Source organism: Streptomyces sp. NPDC052064 (assembly GCF_055585925.1).
In genome coordinates this window covers 140,162-156,260 of record NZ_JBVJJE010000013.1, presented here as the reverse complement: position 1 = coordinate 156,260, position 16,099 = coordinate 140,162, and the positions used below count along the sequence as shown (strand labels likewise).

General features: G+C 70.5%; 12 protein-coding genes. 8 read left to right on the top strand and 4 right to left on the bottom strand.

Annotated elements, in window-relative coordinates:
- Window positions 1-37: 37 nt before the first annotated feature.
- Entirely contained in the window at window positions 38-910 is an 873-nt protein-coding gene (locus tag ACZ6TU_RS31410) for a carbohydrate ABC transporter permease (protein ID WP_467669216.1), read from the bottom strand.
- Window positions 904-1,896, bottom strand: a complete 993-nt coding sequence (locus ACZ6TU_RS31405; protein ID WP_467669214.1) for an ABC transporter permease — start codon at window positions 1,894-1,896, stop codon at window positions 904-906. Before ACZ6TU_RS31405 ends, ACZ6TU_RS31410 begins: the two co-directional genes overlap by 7 nt.
- Before the next feature lie 232 nt (window positions 1,897-2,128).
- Between ACZ6TU_RS31405 and ACZ6TU_RS31400 the strand changes: the two genes are divergently transcribed.
- On the top strand, window positions 2,129-3,124 hold the full coding sequence (locus ACZ6TU_RS31400) for an acetylxylan esterase (protein WP_467669213.1): 996 nt from the start codon (window positions 2,129-2,131) through the stop codon (window positions 3,122-3,124).
- A 122-nt stretch (window positions 3,125-3,246) separates the two neighbouring features.
- On the opposite strand, the gene ACZ6TU_RS31395 is transcribed toward ACZ6TU_RS31400, so the two are convergent.
- Together ACZ6TU_RS31395 and ACZ6TU_RS31390 are read right to left on the bottom strand one after the other, a co-directional pair.
- A complete protein-coding gene (locus ACZ6TU_RS31395; RefSeq protein ID WP_467669211.1) occupies window positions 3,247-3,675 on the bottom strand; it encodes an MmpS family transport accessory protein in 429 nt (142 codons plus the stop codon).
- Window positions 3,676-4,088: 413 nt separating this feature from the next.
- On the bottom strand, window positions 4,089-5,378 hold the full coding sequence (locus ACZ6TU_RS31390; protein ID WP_469552363.1) for an MFS transporter: 1,290 nt from the start codon (window positions 5,376-5,378) through the stop codon (window positions 4,089-4,091).
- A 72-nt stretch (window positions 5,379-5,450) separates the two neighbouring features.
- On the opposite strand from ACZ6TU_RS31390, the gene ACZ6TU_RS31385 reads away from it, so the two are divergent.
- From ACZ6TU_RS31385 to ACZ6TU_RS31355, 7 genes are all read left to right on the top strand, one after another.
- Window positions 5,451-6,467, top strand: coding sequence for a GlxA family transcriptional regulator (locus tag ACZ6TU_RS31385; RefSeq protein ID WP_469552362.1), 1,017 nt, complete (start codon window positions 5,451-5,453; stop codon window positions 6,465-6,467).
- Between the two features lie 308 nt (window positions 6,468-6,775).
- Window positions 6,776-7,867: a lytic polysaccharide monooxygenase auxiliary activity family 9 protein gene (locus ACZ6TU_RS31380; protein WP_467669205.1), complete on the top strand. Its 1,092-nt coding sequence runs from the start codon at window positions 6,776-6,778 to the stop codon at window positions 7,865-7,867.
- A 135-nt stretch (window positions 7,868-8,002) separates the two neighbouring features.
- Entirely contained in the window at window positions 8,003-9,667 is a 1,665-nt protein-coding gene (murJ, locus tag ACZ6TU_RS31375; protein ID WP_469552361.1) for a murein biosynthesis integral membrane protein MurJ, read from the top strand.
- A gap of 335 nt (window positions 9,668-10,002) precedes the next feature.
- Complete coding sequence (locus ACZ6TU_RS31370) at window positions 10,003-12,933, top strand: SpoIIE family protein phosphatase (protein WP_467669201.1); 2,931 nt, start codon at window positions 10,003-10,005, stop codon at window positions 12,931-12,933.
- Window positions 12,930-14,012, top strand: coding sequence for a substrate-binding domain-containing protein (locus ACZ6TU_RS31365; protein WP_467669199.1), 1,083 nt, complete (start codon window positions 12,930-12,932; stop codon window positions 14,010-14,012). The genes ACZ6TU_RS31370 and ACZ6TU_RS31365 overlap by 4 nt, the downstream gene beginning before the upstream one ends.
- A gap of 15 nt (window positions 14,013-14,027) precedes the next feature.
- On the top strand, window positions 14,028-14,807 hold the full coding sequence (locus ACZ6TU_RS31360; RefSeq protein WP_467669197.1) for an ATP-binding cassette domain-containing protein: 780 nt from the start codon (window positions 14,028-14,030) through the stop codon (window positions 14,805-14,807).
- On the top strand, window positions 14,798-16,081 hold the full coding sequence (locus ACZ6TU_RS31355; protein ID WP_467669195.1) for a sugar ABC transporter permease: 1,284 nt from the start codon (window positions 14,798-14,800) through the stop codon (window positions 16,079-16,081). The genes ACZ6TU_RS31360 and ACZ6TU_RS31355 overlap by 10 nt, the downstream gene beginning before the upstream one ends.
- Window positions 16,082-16,099: the final 18 nt, after the last annotated feature.

Genomic DNA, 16,099 nt, shown 5'->3' with positions numbered 1-16,099 from the left:
GACTCCTTTGTTCCGTAAGCGAGTGGCGGAGGCGGCGTCAGCCCTTGACCGCGCCGAGCATCACGCCCGAGACGAAGTAGCGCTGGACGAACGGGTACACGCAGAGGATCGGCAGGGCGGTGAGGACGATGGTCACCGACTGGATGTTCGCGCCGACCTGGCTGAGCTGCTCCGTGCCCGCGCCGGCGTTGCCGCCGCCGGTGGCGCCCTGGATGAGGTTGCGGAGGTAGACGGTGACCGGCATCAGATCCGTCCGGTCCATGTAGAGGAAGGCGCTGAACCAGGAGTTCCAGAAGGACACCGAGTAGAACAGCACCATCGTCGCCACGACCGCCTTGGACAGCGGCAGCACGATCCTGAGCAGGATGCCGTACGTGTTGAGGCCGTCGATCTGCGCGGCCTCCTCCAGTTCGGTCGGCAGGTTCTCGAAGAAGGCCTTCATGACCAGGAGGTTGAAGACGCTGATCGCGTTCGGCAGGGCGATCGCCCACACGCTGTTCTTCAGGCCGAGGCTGGTGACCAGGATGTAGTTCGGGATCAGGCCGCCGGTGAAGAACATCGTGAACACGGCGATGCCGACGAGCACACCGCGGCCCTTGAGGTTCTTCTTCGACAGCACGTAGGCGTAACACGTCGTCAGCACCATGGCCACCGCCGTCGCCACGACCGTGTACAGCACGGTGTTGCCGTAGTTCCGCCAGAACATCGAGTCCTGGAACACGATCTCGTACGTGGTGAGGTTGAACCCCTTGGGCAGCAGGGTCACCTCACCGGCCCGGATCTGCCGCTCCCCGCTGAAGGACCGCGCGAGGATGTTGACGAAGGGGTACAGGGTCACCAGCACGACGAGGGTGAGGACCACCCCGTTGACGCCCTGGAAGACCCGGTAGGAACGACTCGGCTTCACCACAGGCTCGTCCCCACTGTGCGGCGCGAGAGCTGGTTGGCGGACGTGATGAGGATCAGCCCGATGATCGCCTCGAACAGTCCGATGGCGGCGGCGTAGCTGAAGCTGTTGGACTCCACACCGGACCGGTAGACATACGTCGAGATCACGTCGGCGGTCGGATACGTCAGCGGGTTGTACAGCAGCAGGACCTTCTCGAAGCCGACCGCCATGAACGCGCCGACGTTGAGGATCAGCAGCGTGACCATGGTGGGCCGGATGCCGGGCAGGGTGACGTGCCAGATCTGCTGCCAGCGGTTGGCGCCGTCGATGCGGGCGGCCTCGTACAGGTCCTCGTCGATCGTGGTGAGCGCGGCGAGGTAGAGGATCGTGCCCCAGCCGGCGGTCTGCCAGATCTCCGAGCCGACGTAGATCGTGCGGAACCACTCGGGTTCCTGGATGAAGCGGATCGGTTCGTGGCCGAACCAGCCGAGGATGTGGTTGACCGGGCCGTCGCTGGCCAGCATCTGCATCGTGATGCCCGCGACGATCACGATCGACAGGAAGTGCGGAAGGTACGACACCGACTGCACGAACCGCTTCAGGGAGCGCCGGCGCACCTCGTTGAGCAGCAGCGCCAGCACGATCGGGACCGGGAAGCAGAACAGCAGCGTGAGCCCGCCGATCCACAGGGTGTTCCGGAACACCTGCCAGAAGGTGGGGTCGTTGAGGAACATCTGCACATAGCGCAGCCCCACCCACTCCTCGCCGAAGAGCGATCCGCCCGGCTCGAAACGCCGGAAGGCGATGACGTTGCCGATCATCGGCAGATAGCGGAAGACCAGGAAGAACAGCAGCGGCAGGATCGCCAGCGAGTACAACTGCCAGTCGCGGCGCAGCGCCCGCCGCCAGCCGGTCCGGGCGGGGCCCCGCTTGCCGCGTCGGAGTGCGGCTCCGGCCGGAGGCGGATCCTCGGTGCCCGGCGGGGCCGACGTGGTGGACGTGCTCATGCTCGGGCCTCCCGTGGGCATGGGACGCGGAACCGAAACTTTCGAGCTCTTACCGGTAACTTCGCGGCAACTTAGGGGCAGCAGAAAGCGCTGTCAATGGGGGCAGCGGCAGTCGGCTGAGGCGTGTGTGCCGCGTTGGAATCGCGTCGAACCTGGGTAGACCCCAGGGACCTGCCACCCGTCGTCCGTCGCAAGTTTCTGGACGGCCACCGATTCCTGCGAGGTGCCGCCCGTGCCCGCGTTCGACCTGCCGCTGACGGAACTGGAGCGCCATCGCCCGGATTTCGGGGAGCCCACCGACTTCGACGCGTTCTGGCTGCGCACCCTGAAGGAGGCCGGCCAGGCTGACCCCCTGGTGTCGGTGCGACCGGTGGAGACGGGCCTTCGGCTGACGCAGACCTGGGACGTGGCGTTCCGAGGTTTCGCGGGTGACCCGGTACTCGCCTGGTTCAGCAGGCCGGCCGGTATCGATGAACCCCTGCCCGCCGTCGTCGAGTTCGCCGGGTACGGACGCGGCCGGGGTCTGCCGCACGAGCGCCTGACGTGGGTGAACGCCGGGTACGCGCACCTGCTCATGGACAACCGCGGCCAGGGTGACGAGTACGGCTGCGGCGGCGGCACCCCCGACCCGCACGCCACCGCGCCGGGCGGCCCCGGCCCGGCGGTACGCGGCCTGCTCTCACCCGAGGACTACCACTACCGCCGTCTGATCACGGACGCGGTCCGCGCGGTGGCGGCGGTACGGGAACTGCCCGGCGTCGACCCGACTCGGACCGTCGCGGTCGGCAACAGCCAGGGCGGCGGACTGGCCCTCGCCGTCGCGGGACTCGTCCCCGATCTGGCGGCGCTGCTCGTCACCGCCCCGCTGCTGTGCGGCATCCGCCGCGCGCTCGACCTCACGGACGCGGGGCCGTACGGCGAGATCGCGTCCTACCTCGCCGTCCACCGTGGCGCCGAGCACGACGCCTACCGCACGCTCTCCTACGTCGAAGGCGTCTCCTTCGCCCGCCGCGCGCAGGCCCCGGCTCACTTCGGCGTGGGGTTGCGGGACACGGTGTGTCCGCCGAGCGGGGCGTATGCCGCGTTCAACCGCTATGGCGAACTGACCGGCAGGGTCCCGCCCAAGGAGATCCACGCGTATCCGTTCAACGGGCACGAGGGAGGCGACGCGGTGCAGGTGCGGCGTCAACTGGAATGGGTGCGGGAGGTGTTGGGCGGCCGAGGATGATGACGACCGCACGGGATCGCGGTCACCGTTCGGGCTCGTGGACCTGAGGCGGGTGAGGCAAGTTCAGCACTCAGGTCCTGGACCGCCGTGAGCCGCGGCGGTCCAGGAACCGCAACTCGTGGCTACTTCGTGATCGGGGACTCGGCGGTGCAGCCGCCTGCTGTCACCAGGCCATCGGCACTCTGTTCCTCGAGCACCTTGCCCTTGTGGATGATCCTGCATGTGACCTGGGCGCCTTCGGGGTCCGCGGCGACCGGCATGACCGCCGCGGGCATGATGCCGCGCAGTGTGACCGTCTTCTTCCAGGGCAGCTTGGGCTTCGACACCGACTCGACCTTCGGCTCCATGGCCTTACCACCGCCGCCGTGGAAGTCGATCGAGTCGACGTTCTTCCCCGTGACCTCGTAGGTGACTTCGTACGTCTCGTTCACTGCCTTGTCGACCTGGTCGACCGTCTCGGAACAAGCGCTGAGACCGAGCGCGAGACCGGCGGTCGCGACGGCGCAGACGGCTGCACGGATGGTGCGGTTCAAGGGATCCCCCCGGATCATGAAAGGTCGGATCCGCAGCGAACCGCAAAGGGAAAGGCAAGTCAACTTCATAAAGCCCGAAGCCGGTTCCGTCACCCTGCGCCCGAAAGAGGGTCCGCCCAGGCGACGTCCTCACTCGGCATGCGCATCGGCGGAAACGGGCGAGGCCGAGCAGGGGCAAGCCGGCTCCGGCGAGTGGCCGCACGGGGGACGGACCGCAGCCCCACGGTTCACGGTTGTCGAGACCGGCTACGTGCGACTAGGGCCTGTTGCGAAAGTGGCGTCGTCGCCCGAAGGGCGGCCGCGCGGCGTCCGGTGCGTGCTCTCGGCGTGCCGGCCGGAAGCCCTCGTACTGGGCGCACTCGGGCTTTCGGCCGGTGCGGCGAGAGTGCGTGCCGGGCGTCGCGCGGCAGGCGGCACTTTCGCAACAGGCCCTACGCGTCGCTCACCGCCGACTGGGCGGCCCTGTCGCCCTCGCGCGGTCCACCTGCCCGGTCAGGTCCGTGCGCGGCACGGTAGGTGGTCCAGGCGAGGGTGAGCACCGCCGGCGCGGACGCCAGCAGCAGCAACTCCGGCGGCGGCAGCGCGCGTTCCAGCACGGCCAGTAGATACGGCGCGCCGAATCCGAGGTAGGCGAATGCCTGGAAAACAGCGGTCAACCTGCCCAGGTTCTCGGCGCTCGCCAGGCGCTGCACCTCCATCAGGCCGCACACCAGGCAGCAGCCGTATCCCGCGCCGAGCACCAGCGCGGCGACGGCGATGAGCCACCATTGCGCGTTCGCCGCGGCCACCGCGCCGAGAACCAGTCCGCCCACGACGATGCCCAGTGCGGTGGCGATCAGGCGGGGCTTCTCCGGGTGGTGGACACGACGCGCCACCGGCTGCACCAGGATGCCCGCGACCATGGTCAGCATGGTCAGCAGCGCGCTGAACGTCAACGCCATGTCACCGAGTCGGTCCCGCACCAGGCCGGGCAGGTAGGCCAACGCCAGCGAGGACGCGCCGAACACCCACGGGGCCAGCGGCGCGACGACGGTCCAGAACCGGCGCCTGCTCGCTTCGGACAACCGCAACCGCAACGTGGCGTCCTCGTCGGCCTTGCGGGTCTCCGGTGTGTGCAGCACGAACGGTACGGCCGCCAAGGTGAGTGCCACATGCGGAATGTAGGAGGTGAGGACCGGGTCCGGTGCGGCCTGTGCAACGAGACCGGCGACGAGCGGGCCGACGGCGAAGCCCGTGGTCATGCCGATGGTCGCGCGTCGGGCACCGGCGTGCTCATCCCGGCAGGAACCGCCGACGGTGAGTTCCTTGATCCATGCGGTGCCCGAGCTGAACGCCGCTCCGCTGGCGGCTCCGGCGACCAGCCGCCCGATGAACAGCCAGCCCAGCCCCGAACCCGCCAGCATGAGGAACCCGCTGGCGAGCGCCGAAGTGATCAGCGCGGGCACCAGCACCCGACGGCGACCGTACCGATCGGAGTACGGGCCACCCAGCAGCAGCCCGGGGATCAGCCCGACGGCGTAGAGGGCGTAGGTCGCCTGCACTGTCGTCGTCGAGACGCCCAGTTCGGAGCGGTACATCAACAACAGCGGCGCGAACTGGTTCGCCCCCCAGCCGACGGCCGCCACGCCCAGAGCGATCGCGAGCCAGGCACGGCTGCCACCGGAAAGCCGATCGTCCCCCTTTGCGGACTTTCGGCACGTACGCGCTGTCGGGTTGGTCATGACTACGACACTGACCGGCGGCCAACAGTCTCCACAATGGGCCGAAATGCCACCGTGCGTACAATTTAGGCCATGACCTCTGTCGCGCTGGCCGTCGCTGACGGGATGCCTCTGTTCGAACTGGCCATTCCGTGCACGATCTTCGGTCCCGGCAATCCAGAGGCCGCCGAGGCCGGTTACGAACTGAGGATCTGCGCGGCCCCCGGGGCGAGTGTCGGGGGATGGCTGCGCTCCGAGACACCACACGGGCTGGAAGACCTGGCAGAGGCCGACACGGTGATCGTCCCCGCCTGTGACGACGCCCTGGACCACCCGCCCGCCGAACTGGTGGACGCCGTACGCGCGGCGCACCAACGGGGCGCGCGAGTCGCCTCCATCTGCACCGGAGCGTTCGTGCTGGCTGCTGCCGGGCTGCTCGACGGACGCCGCGCGACCACCCACTGGATGCACACCCGAAAGCTGGCCGAGTCCTATCCGGAGGTCGAGGTGGACCCCGGCGTGCTGTACATCGACGACGGCGACGTGCTCACCTCGGCGGGGCAGGCCGCTGGGATCGACCTCTGCCTGCACATGGTCCGCAGCGACCACGGCGTGACCCTGGCCAACACGCTGGCACGGCGGCTCGTCGTGGCTCCGCATCGCGCGGGCGGGCAGGCGCAGTTCATCGCCGGCCCCTTGCCCGGCGGCGACGACGGAGGTCCCGGTGAGGGCCGGTACGGTCTGTCCCGCCTGCTCGACGCGACGAGGCAACGGCTCGACGAGCAGGTCACGGTCGCCGAACTCGCTCGCCGAGCGAACATGAGCCTGCGCCATTTCAGCCGACAGTTCGCGGCGGTCACCGGCACCAGTCCACTGCGGTGGCTGCTCACCCAGCGAATCCGTCGAGCACAGGAACTGCTCGAGACGACCGACAACAGCATCGAGCGAATCGCCGAGCAGGTCGGAATGGGCACAGCCACTACCTTGCGTCGCCATTTCAACCGCGTAGTCGGCATCTCACCAACCGCCTATCGGCGCGCATTCACCGAGTCCCGCGGCCTTGGCCGTCCTCCTCAGCCGGGGCGCGCACAGGCATCGGACCGGCCCTGATCCGTCACTGAATCCTGCTGCTCTGTGCGACTGCGGCCGCGTCGCCGACCGCCGTTCCGGCCTCGGGCCGCCACCTCTGGTTGCACAGCCCTGCGTGGCTCCGGTTCGGCCGTCGGCCGTCGTTCCTGACCGGCCCCCTTCTGCGGCAGCCGTAGACAACTGCGCCGCTCGGCGCTACCTTCCGCAACAAGCGGGGTGGGAGCGCTCCCATAACGGTGGACCGGAACCCGCCCTCGAGTCGCTCCCACCCCGCGCATCCACGCACACGCATCCACAGGCCCGTACCTCGAGGAACGGACGATGCCGTCATGATCCTGACAAGATCCCCGGGGGGACCCCCGATTCCCCGATTAACACTCCCCGCCCGGACCAGAGCCCTCTTCCTGGTCCTGCTCTCCCTCCTCGTCACCGTTCCGGCCCTCGGCCTGGTCATGACGGCCGGTGGCGAGGCGGAGGCGCACGGCACCCCCATGAAACCCGGTAGCCGCACCTTCCTGTGCTGGCAGGACGGTCTGACCGACACCGGTGAGATCAAGCCGGTCAATCCGGCGTGCCGGGGCGCGCAGCAGGTCAGCGGCACCACGCCGTTCTACAACTGGTTCTCGGTACTCCGCTCGGACGGCGCCGGCCGTACCCGGGGCTTCGTACCTGACGGCGAGCTGTGCAGCGGCGGCAACACCAACTTCACCGGGTTCAACACACCCAGCAAGGACTGGCCGCTCACCCACCTGACCTCGGGCGCGACGGTCGACTTCTCGTACAACGCCTGGGCGGCGCACCCGGGTTGGTTCTACGTCTACATCACGAAGGACGGCTTCGACCCGACCAGGACGCTCACCTGGAACGACATGGAGGAGCGGCCGTTCCTGAGCGTCGACCACCCGCCGCTCAACGGCTCCCCGGGCACGGTCGAGGCCAACTACTCCTGGACCGGCAAGCTCCCCGAGGGCAAGTCGGGCCGCCACATCATCTACATGGTCTGGCAGCGCTCCGACAGCCAGGAGACCTTCTACTCCTGCTCCGACGTCGTCTTCGACGGCGGCAAGGGCGAGGTGACCGGCATCAAGCAGCCGGGCAACCCGTCCGAGCCGGTGCCCGGCACCTGCACGGCCACCCGCAAGACGACCGGCAGCTGGAACGGCGGCTACCAGTCCGAGGTGACCGTCACCAACACCGGCACCGTCCCGATGCTCGGCTGGATGGTCGACTGGACGCTGCCGTCCGGCCATAAGATCGAGAGCCTGTGGAGCGGCAACGCCACCTACAACGGCCAGTCGGTGATGGTCCACAACGCCGGCTGGAACGGCTCCCTCGATCCGGGCAAGAGCACGACGTTCGGATACACCGTCTCCGGCTCGGGCGGTGACAGTACGACGAGCCTGCCCTGCAGGGTCGGCTGAACCGTCGCTTCGGCGGGTCCGGTGACCGGTGGGCGTTGGCCACCGGGCCCGCTTGCACGACCTACGGCCGGCCCCAAGTCCGATGCCGGCACGGCTGATTCACTCCTCGGCATCCTGAGCGCATAGGTTGGCGCCATGGTGGAGGGGGCGAAAACCGCGGCGGAGTCGGCGGACGAGCAGGCCGGAACCGGGAAGAGCGACAAGAGAGGGCTGGCCCGTTCGTCGTTGCTGATGGCATTCGGCACGGTGGTGTCCCGGGCGATGGGGCTGATCCGTCAGGTGCTCCAGGCGGCGGCGCTGGGCACCGGGCTGCTGGCGAGTACGTACAACACGGCGAACACCGTGCCGACGAGTCTGTACACCCTGGTGGTCGGCGGAGCGCTCAACGCCGTGCTGGTCCCACAGCTGGTCCGGGCGCGAGCCACCGAGCCCGACGGCGGGCGGGCCTATGAGCAGCGGCTGGTGACGCTCGTGCTGTGCGTCCTGGCCGCGGGTACGGCGCTGGCGGTGTGGGCCGCGCCGCAGATCGTGGGCCTGTACATGCGCGACACCCCGGAGAGTCACGAGGCGTTCGAACTGACCGTGGTGTTCGCACGCTTCCTGCTGCCGCAGATCTTTTTCTACGGACTGTTCGGCATCCTGGGCCAGGTGCTGAACGCGCGGGAGAAGTTCGGCGCGATGATGTGGACACCGGTGCTGAACAACGCCGTGCTGATCGGTATGTTCGCCGCGTATCTGGGGCTGATGACGGCCCCGGACCAGGTGGCGGACATCACCGCGGCACAGGTGCGGCTGCTGGGCCTGGGCACGACGGCCGGCATCGCCGCACAGGCGCTCGCTCTGGTCCCGTTCGTACGCGCGGCGGGTTTCCGGTTTCGGCCGCGCTTCGACTGGCGGGGCACCGGTCTGGGCAGGAGCGTCCATGCCGCGAAATGGACGCTGCTGTTCGTCCTGGTCAACCAGGTCGCGTTGACGGTGGTGACGAACTTCGCCAACGCCGCGGACCAGGCGCTGCCGCATGCCGGTGCCGGCTACTCGGCCTACATGTACGCACAGACGATCTGGATGCTGCCGCAGTCGATCGTCACCGTCTCCCTGGTGACCGCGTTGTTGCCGCGAATGAGCGCGGCCGCGGCCGCCGGCCGTACCGGCGATCTGCGTGCCGATCTCTCGCGGGCCCTGCGGGCGACCGGTGTCGTCATCGTGCCCGCGGGGTTCCTCTTCGTGGCCCTGGGCCCCCGGATCGCGACGCTGCTGTTCGCCCATGGCACTGCCGACGCAGCCTCCGCCCAACCGCTCGGTCAGATGCTCCAAGCCTTCGGTCTCGGCCTGATCCCGTTCTCAGCGCAATACCTTCTCCTGCGCGGTTTCTACGCCTTCGAGGACACCCGTACCCCGTTCTTCATGGCGGCGTGGATCGCCGCGGTGAACATCGCGCTGGTCACCGCATGTCACCTGCTGCTGCCCGCGCGCTGGGCGGTGACCGGTATGGCCGGCGCCTACACGGTGTCCTATCTGGCCGGGCTCGCCGTCACCGCATCCCGGCTGCGCCGGAAGCTCGGCGGCCGCCTCGACGACGGCGAGTTGCGCCGCACCTACACGAAACTGTTGTGCGCCGCCGCTCCCGCCGCGGGGCTGGGCTGGGGCACCGCCCGGACCTGCACCACCACACTTGGCTCCGGCACTGCGGCCACCGCTGCCGCCCTGGCCGCAGGAACGCTCGCGATGGCGGTGGCATACCTCGCCCTCGCCCGCGTGCTGGGGATCAGCGAGCTGCGCAGCCTTCGCGGCTTGCGGTGAGGGTCGAGCCCCGAGCGATCGGCCAGGTCATGGTGCTGGTCGCGCAACGGCTCCCGGATCAGTGACCGCCGTGATCTCGGTCTCGGTGTGGGCCATGCGGCGCAGGGTCGGCGGGGCGACGGCTCGTGGGGGGATACGAGTGGCCGGAAGTCGCCGGATGTGCTGACCGAACCGGCCCGACCGTCCCATATGTCGCAGTTATCCAGGTGTGCGATTCTGATGTGTGGGTGCCCTGCCGCTCATGTGGGGCGTGGATCCGCCGCGTCGTCGTCGCCTGAGTTCCGGGGACTACCACCTGCCGGTAGCTGCGGCATGGACGGGAGGTGGATGCGGACATGCCCCATTACGGCGATGCCCGGGCCGCGGCCCCCGGCCTTCGGGCGCCGGGCCACGGGGGCACCGGTTCGCCTCGTCCCACGCCGGAGTCCGCCGCGCGGGAACGGGTCCTGGCGTTCGCCGGGGTGGCGCTGGCGGCGGTGTACGTACGGAGCGAGGACGGTGCGGAGCTCCGGCTGGTGGAGTCGGCCGGCGCCGAGCCGGATCGGTACGGGTTGCCCAGCCGCGTGCGGCATGGCGGGGGCACCTCGCCCGCTCCGGCGCCAGGCTACGCGGCGGCGTCGGGAGACAGTGGGCCCGCCGTGGTCGAGGCCTTTCGGAGGGGGCGGCCGCTGTGGCTCACGGGTCGGCAGCAAGGCGGAGTCGCCGCTGCGCCGCTCGGGGCGGTGCCGCTGGGGGCCGCCGGCGGGTGGCTGGGATGCCTGGTCGTGGTCGGAGAGGCCGGGGAGGGGTTCGGGGCCGAGCAGCGGGAGTTTCTGGAGCGGTATGCCGAGGCGGTCGCCGGGCGGCTCCGGGGCGAGGCCGACCGGTCCGCCCCCTCGCCCCTGCTGAATTCCGCCCTGCGTGCCCTGGGGGTCGGTTCCTTCGCCCTGGCACCCGGCACCGGGCTGGTCGAGACCGACCCGGCCCTGCTCGAACTGGTCGGCATCCCCGAGGGCGGCTTCGACGGCAAGACCGACACCCTGCTCTCCTACAGCGTCCCGGAGGACGTCCCGGCCCTGATGTCGGTCATCGAACCGTCCGCGCAGACCCCCGGACGCCGGGAACTGGAGTTCCGTACCCGCCGGGCCACCGGTGAACTGTGCTGGCTGCGCCTGAACTGCCGCGTGCTGAAGAGGCCCGACGGGACCCCGGAGCGGGTGCTGGGTGTGGTGACCGCGGCTCCCGTGCTGCGCCGGAGCGCCAGCGACGTCGCCCGGATCCAGTGGCTGACGGCCGCGCTCGACGACGCCACGACGGTCCGGGACGTCAGCCGTGTGGTGGTCGCCGCGCTGCGCGAGCCGCTGGGTGCGGACCGGGTGGCGCTCGCCGAGTTGCTGGAGGACCGGCTGGCGGTCACCGTGCTCGATCCGCCGGGTGCCGGTGCCTGGCCGGAACTGTGGCGTTCCGAATGGCGCTCGGAGTGGCCCGACGCGCCGGTCACTGCCCTGCCCACGCTCCATGCGGCGCTGCGGGACGGTCGGATGAGCCTGTGGCCGGCGGGTGCCGTGCTGGAACCCGGGCTCGTGGGGATCGGACCCGGCGGGCTCGCGGTCCTGCCACTGCCGGCCAAGGGCAGGGTGGCCGGGGTGTGCCTGGTCGGCTGGGACGCGCCGCACGAGTTCGCGCCCGAGGAGCGGGCTCTGCTGACGGCGACCGCGGGGCTGGTGGGGCAGGCCCTGATCCGCGCGCACGCCTACGACGCCGAGCAGGAACTCGCGACGATGCTCCAGCGCAGCCTGCTGCCGCGCCGTCTCCCCCCGTTGCCCGGGGGCACCGCCGTGGCCCGTTATCTGCCCGCCCGGCGCGGGCTCCAGGTGGGCGGCGACTGGTACGACGTGATCGCGCTGTCGGAGGGGAAGGTGGCCCTGGTCATCGGTGATGTGCAGGGACACAGCGCCGGGGCCGCGACGATCATGGGCCAGATGCGCACGGCGGTCCGGGCCTACGCCGTGGAGGGTCATCCACCGGACGTGGTCGTCTCGCACGCCAACCGGCTGCTCGTCGGCATGGAGACCGACCTGTTCGCCACGTGCTGCTATGTCGAGCTGGACATGGAGGAGGGCAACGCGCTGTTCGTGCGGGCCGGACATCTGTCCCCGCTGGTGCGTCATCCCGACGGCAGGACGGAGGAGATCTCGGTCGAGGGCGGGCTGCCGCTGGGCGTTCTGGAGGACGCGGAGTTCCCGCTGACGGCGGTGGCGCTGGCGCCGGGCACGGTGCTCGCGCTGGTGACGGACGGCTTGGTCGAATCGGCCGAACTGGACGTGGACGAGGGCATGCGGATCGTGCGCGAGGCGCTCGCCGCGGCCGATCCCTCCGACCCGGGGCGGATGGCCGACGACCTGCTCGGCGAGGCCGGCCGCCGGGAGGACGACGTGGCGTTGCTGCTGCTGCGCTACGACGGGATGCGGATACGGCCGGTGCGGGCGGGCTGGGTGGTGTGGCGGCTGCCGGACGCGGTCATGCACGCCCGCCGGTTCAGTGCGCGCACGCTGCGTTCGTGGGACGTCGTGGCCGACGCCGACACCGTTCTGCTGGTGGTGTCCGAACTGGTCACCAACGCGCTGGTGCACACGCAGGGCGCGCTCCGGCTGGACCTGACCCTGGCCGCGGACCGGCTGCGGGTGACCGTGAGCGACTCCTCGCCGCGGGCGCCGGCCAAGCCGGTGGTCGTGGACTGGGAGTCGACCGGCGGCCGGGGGCTCTTCCTGGTCGAAGCGCTGTCGGCGGCCTGGGGCTCGGTGCCGGTCGGCGGCGGCAAGCAGGTGTGGAGCGAGATCGTCGTGTCCCGCCCGGAGGCGGGCCAGGAGCCGGAAGCGGAACCGACGCCCGAAGCGGAACCGTGGATCGAGCCGGCAGAGGAACGGGAGCCGGGCCGGGACCGGGTCTGGGGCATCGGCCGCAACCGGAGCTGGGGCATGGGCCGGAACCGCGACCGGAGCGGAGGCAGGGGCTCGGGCCGAAGCCGGAGCCGAGAGGGGGATTCGGACCCGGACGAGAGCCGAGCCCCGGACAGGAACAGAGCCCGGGCCCCGGGCCGAAGCCGGGACCGCGATCAGCCCCGGCGCCGAGACCGGAATCCGGGCTCAAACCCGAACGCACGCGAAGGCCGAGCCCCGGGCCCGAACCCGGACGAGAGCGAGCGGCAAACCCCGGACCGGCACCTGGGCTCGGGCCGGCGCAGCCCCCGGCGACGAGGTCGTTCCCCGGAGGGAGGTCCGGGATGAGGGGCCGTAGGTGGCGGATGGGCGCCGGTTTCGTCGCGGCTGTCATGGCGGTGACCCTGGCCGGCTGTACCGAGGATGGCGGACAGGGCGAGGGCGGGTTCACCATCGGGCTGCTGCTGCCGAGCCGCGCCGTGCCCCGCTGGGAGCAGTCCGACAAGCCCCTGATCGAGAAGCGGGTGAAGGAGCTGTGCTCCGACTGCACGGTCGTGTACGCCAACGCGGAGAACGACGCGGCGAGCCAGCGGCAGCAGATGAACTCCATGATCACCCGAGGTGTGTCCGCCCTGATCCTGGACGTCGTCGACCCCAAGGCGCTGCGCTCCTCGGTCCGCGCGGCTGACCGCGCGGGCATCCCGGTCGTCGCCTACGACCGGCTCGCCGAGGGCCCGATCGCGGGTTTCGTCACTTTCGACGGTGGCCGGGTCGGCAGACTCCAGGGCGAGGCACTGCTGAAGGGCATGGGAGCCAGGGCCGACGACGGCGGCGTCGTCATGGTGAACGGTGACCCGTCCAGCCCCAACGCCGCCTGGTACGAGGGCGGGGCCCGGTCCGTGCTCCGGGACAAGGTGCGGGTCCTCAAGTCGTACAACACCCTGGGCTGGCGCACGGAGAACGCGCACGACCACATGTCCGCCGCGATCAGCGCCCTCGGCCCGAACCAGATCGACGGGGTGCTCGCGGCCAACGACTCGATCGCCGCAGGCGTCATCGCGGCGCTCAAGAGCGCCCGCGTCTCGCCGCTGCCCCCGGTCACCGGCCAGGACGCCGATCTCGACGCCGTGCAGCGCATCGTCAAGGGTGAGCAGTACATGACCGTCTACAAGCCCTTCCGGCAGGAGACCGACGCGGCCTCCGCCATGGCCGTCGCCCTGGCGCGCGACAACGACCTCGACGCCCTCGTCACGACGACCGTGGACAGCCCCACCACCCAGGACGTCCCTTCGGTGCTGCTCGACCCGGTCTCCGTGACGGCCGAGACCATCGGGCGGACCCTCGTCCGGGACGGCATCTACACGATCGACCAGATCTGCACCCCGAAGCTCCGGTCGGCCTGCGCCCGGACCGGGCTCACCCGGTGAGGGAGGAGATTCCCCGTGGCCCATCCACCCGTACTGGCGTTGCGCGGCATCTCCAAGCGGTTCGGCGGCGTGCAGGCGCTCGTGGACGTCGACCTCCGGGTCCGGGCCGGTGAGGTCGTGGCCCTGGCGGGCGACAACGGCGCCGGCAAGTCCACGCTGATCAAGGTGATCTCGGGCGTCAGCCCCGCCGACCGGGGCGTCATCGAGTGGGAGGGGCGCCTCGTGCAGATCAAACGCCCGCACGACGCCCACACCCTGGGCATCGCGACCGTCTACCAGGACCTCGCCATGTGCGACAACCTGGACGTCGTGGGCAATCTCTTCCTCGGCCGGGAGATCGACCGGGTGGGCATCCTCGACGAGGTGGAGATGGAGCGCCGCGCCCGCGATCTGATGCGGGCCCTGTCGATCCGTATCCCCGACGTGCGCATGCCGGTCGCGGCGCTGTCCGCCGGACAGCGGCAGGCCGTCGCGATCTCCCGCTCGCTCATGGGCGCGCCCAAGGTCCTGCTGCTCGACGAGCCCACCGCCGCCCTGGGGGTCGAGCAGACCAGCCATCTGCTCGACCTCATCGAGGAGGTGCGCGACCGCGGCATGGCGATCATCCTCATCAGCCACAACATGGGCGACATCAAAGCCGTCGCGGACCGGGTCGCCGTGCTGCGGCTGGGGCGCAACAACGGTCTGTTCGACGTGAGCACCGTGACGCAGGAGCAGATCATCTCCTCCGTCACCGGGGCGGCGGACAACGCCGTGGCGCATCGCACGAAGGGCGACGAGGAGGCGTGGCCGTGACCGGGGGCGGACCTCACCGGGGCGGCGGCGCCGGGCCGGTCGCGCCCGGCCGCGGGCCGCGCACCCGCGGCTGGCCCGGCAGTCTGCGCGACTACGCCCTGGAGATGCGCGGCAGTGTGCGGGACGGCGAGCGCGGGCCGCTCCTGGTGGTCGCCGGGCTGATCGTGATCTGGGGCGTCTTCCAGGCGCTGGACGACAAGTTCCTCTCGCCGCGCAACCTGTCCAACCTGAGCGTGGACATCGTCGGGACCGGCCTGGTCGCCGTCGGCATCGTGTTCGTGCTGCTGATCCGGGAGATCGACCTGTCGGTCGGTTCGGTCAGCGGCCTGGCGGGCGCCGCGTTCGCCGTGCTGAACGTGAACTACGGGATGCCGGAGTGGCTCGCGGTGATCGTGGCGATCGCCGCGGGCATGGCGGTGGGCGCGTTCCACGGGTTCTTCTTCGCCTGGCTCGGCGTGCCCGCGTTCGTCGTGACCCTCGCGGGGCTGCTGGTCTGGAACGGCCTGACGCTCTACCTGCTGGGCGCGAGCGGCACGATCAACATCGACGAGGAGGGCCTGGTCGCCTCCCTGACCAGCCGGCACTTCGGTGACGACATCGCGGCCTACGCGGTGGCGGCGCTCGGCACGGCCGGGTACTTCCTGGCCGCCCACCGCAAGCGCGCCCGGCACCGGGCCGCCGGGATGCCGTACCGGCCGACGGTAGAGATCGGGGCGCGCACCGGTGTCCTCGCGGTGCTCGCCTTCGGCGCGGCCCACACGCTCAACCGGTTCCAGGGGCTGCCGCTCGCGCTGCTGATCTTCCTGGTGGTCCTCGTCGTCTCGGACTACGTGCTGCGCCGCACCCGCTACGGGCGGCGGGTGTACGCCCTCGGCGGCGGGGTCGAGGCGGCGCGGCGGGCGGGCATCGCCGTGGAGCGGGTGCGGGTCGCGATGTTCATGGTGTCGGGGACGCTGGCCGCGATCGGCGGGCTGTTCGTGGCCTCGGGCCTGACCTCGGCGAGCCCCACGACGGCCCGTGCCGCCGGTTCCGGGATGCTGCTGATCAACGCGATCGCCGCGGCCGTCATCGGCGGTACGAGCCTGTTCGGCGGGCGTGGCTCGCCCTGGTCCGTGCTGCTCGGTGTGCTGGTCATCCAGTCGATCGCCTCGGGCATGGGGCTGCTGGGAGTGGAGGACGCCGTGCAGTTCATGATCACGGGTGGGGTGCTGCTGGCCGCCGTCGCGGCCGACGCGCTCTCCAGACGCGCGGCGGCCCGGCGGGGCCGCCCATGAGCCGTTACCTTTTGTCCA

What these genes read in the sequence shown, in the direction of transcription:
- ACZ6TU_RS31405 (WP_467669214.1), bottom strand. Translation starts at nt 1,896, where the DNA reads ATGAGCACGTCCACCACGTCGGCCCCGCCGGGCACCGAGGATCCGCCT.
- ACZ6TU_RS31395 (WP_467669211.1), bottom strand. Translation starts at nt 3,675, where the DNA reads ATGATCCGGGGGGATCCCTTGAACCGCACCATCCGTGCAGCCGTCTGC.
- ACZ6TU_RS31390 (WP_469552363.1), bottom strand. Translation starts at nt 5,378, where the DNA reads ATGACCAACCCGACAGCGCGTACGTGCCGAAAGTCCGCAAAGGGGGAC.
- ACZ6TU_RS31385 (WP_469552362.1), top strand. Translation starts at nt 5,451, where the DNA reads ATGACCTCTGTCGCGCTGGCCGTCGCTGACGGGATGCCTCTGTTCGAA.
- ACZ6TU_RS31380 (WP_467669205.1), top strand. Translation starts at nt 6,776, where the DNA reads ATGATCCTGACAAGATCCCCGGGGGGACCCCCGATTCCCCGATTAACA.
- murJ (WP_469552361.1), top strand. Translation starts at nt 8,003, where the DNA reads ATGGTGGAGGGGGCGAAAACCGCGGCGGAGTCGGCGGACGAGCAGGCC.
- ACZ6TU_RS31370 (WP_467669201.1), top strand. Translation starts at nt 10,003, where the DNA reads ATGCCCCATTACGGCGATGCCCGGGCCGCGGCCCCCGGCCTTCGGGCG.
- ACZ6TU_RS31365 (WP_467669199.1), top strand. Translation starts at nt 12,930, where the DNA reads ATGAGGGGCCGTAGGTGGCGGATGGGCGCCGGTTTCGTCGCGGCTGTC.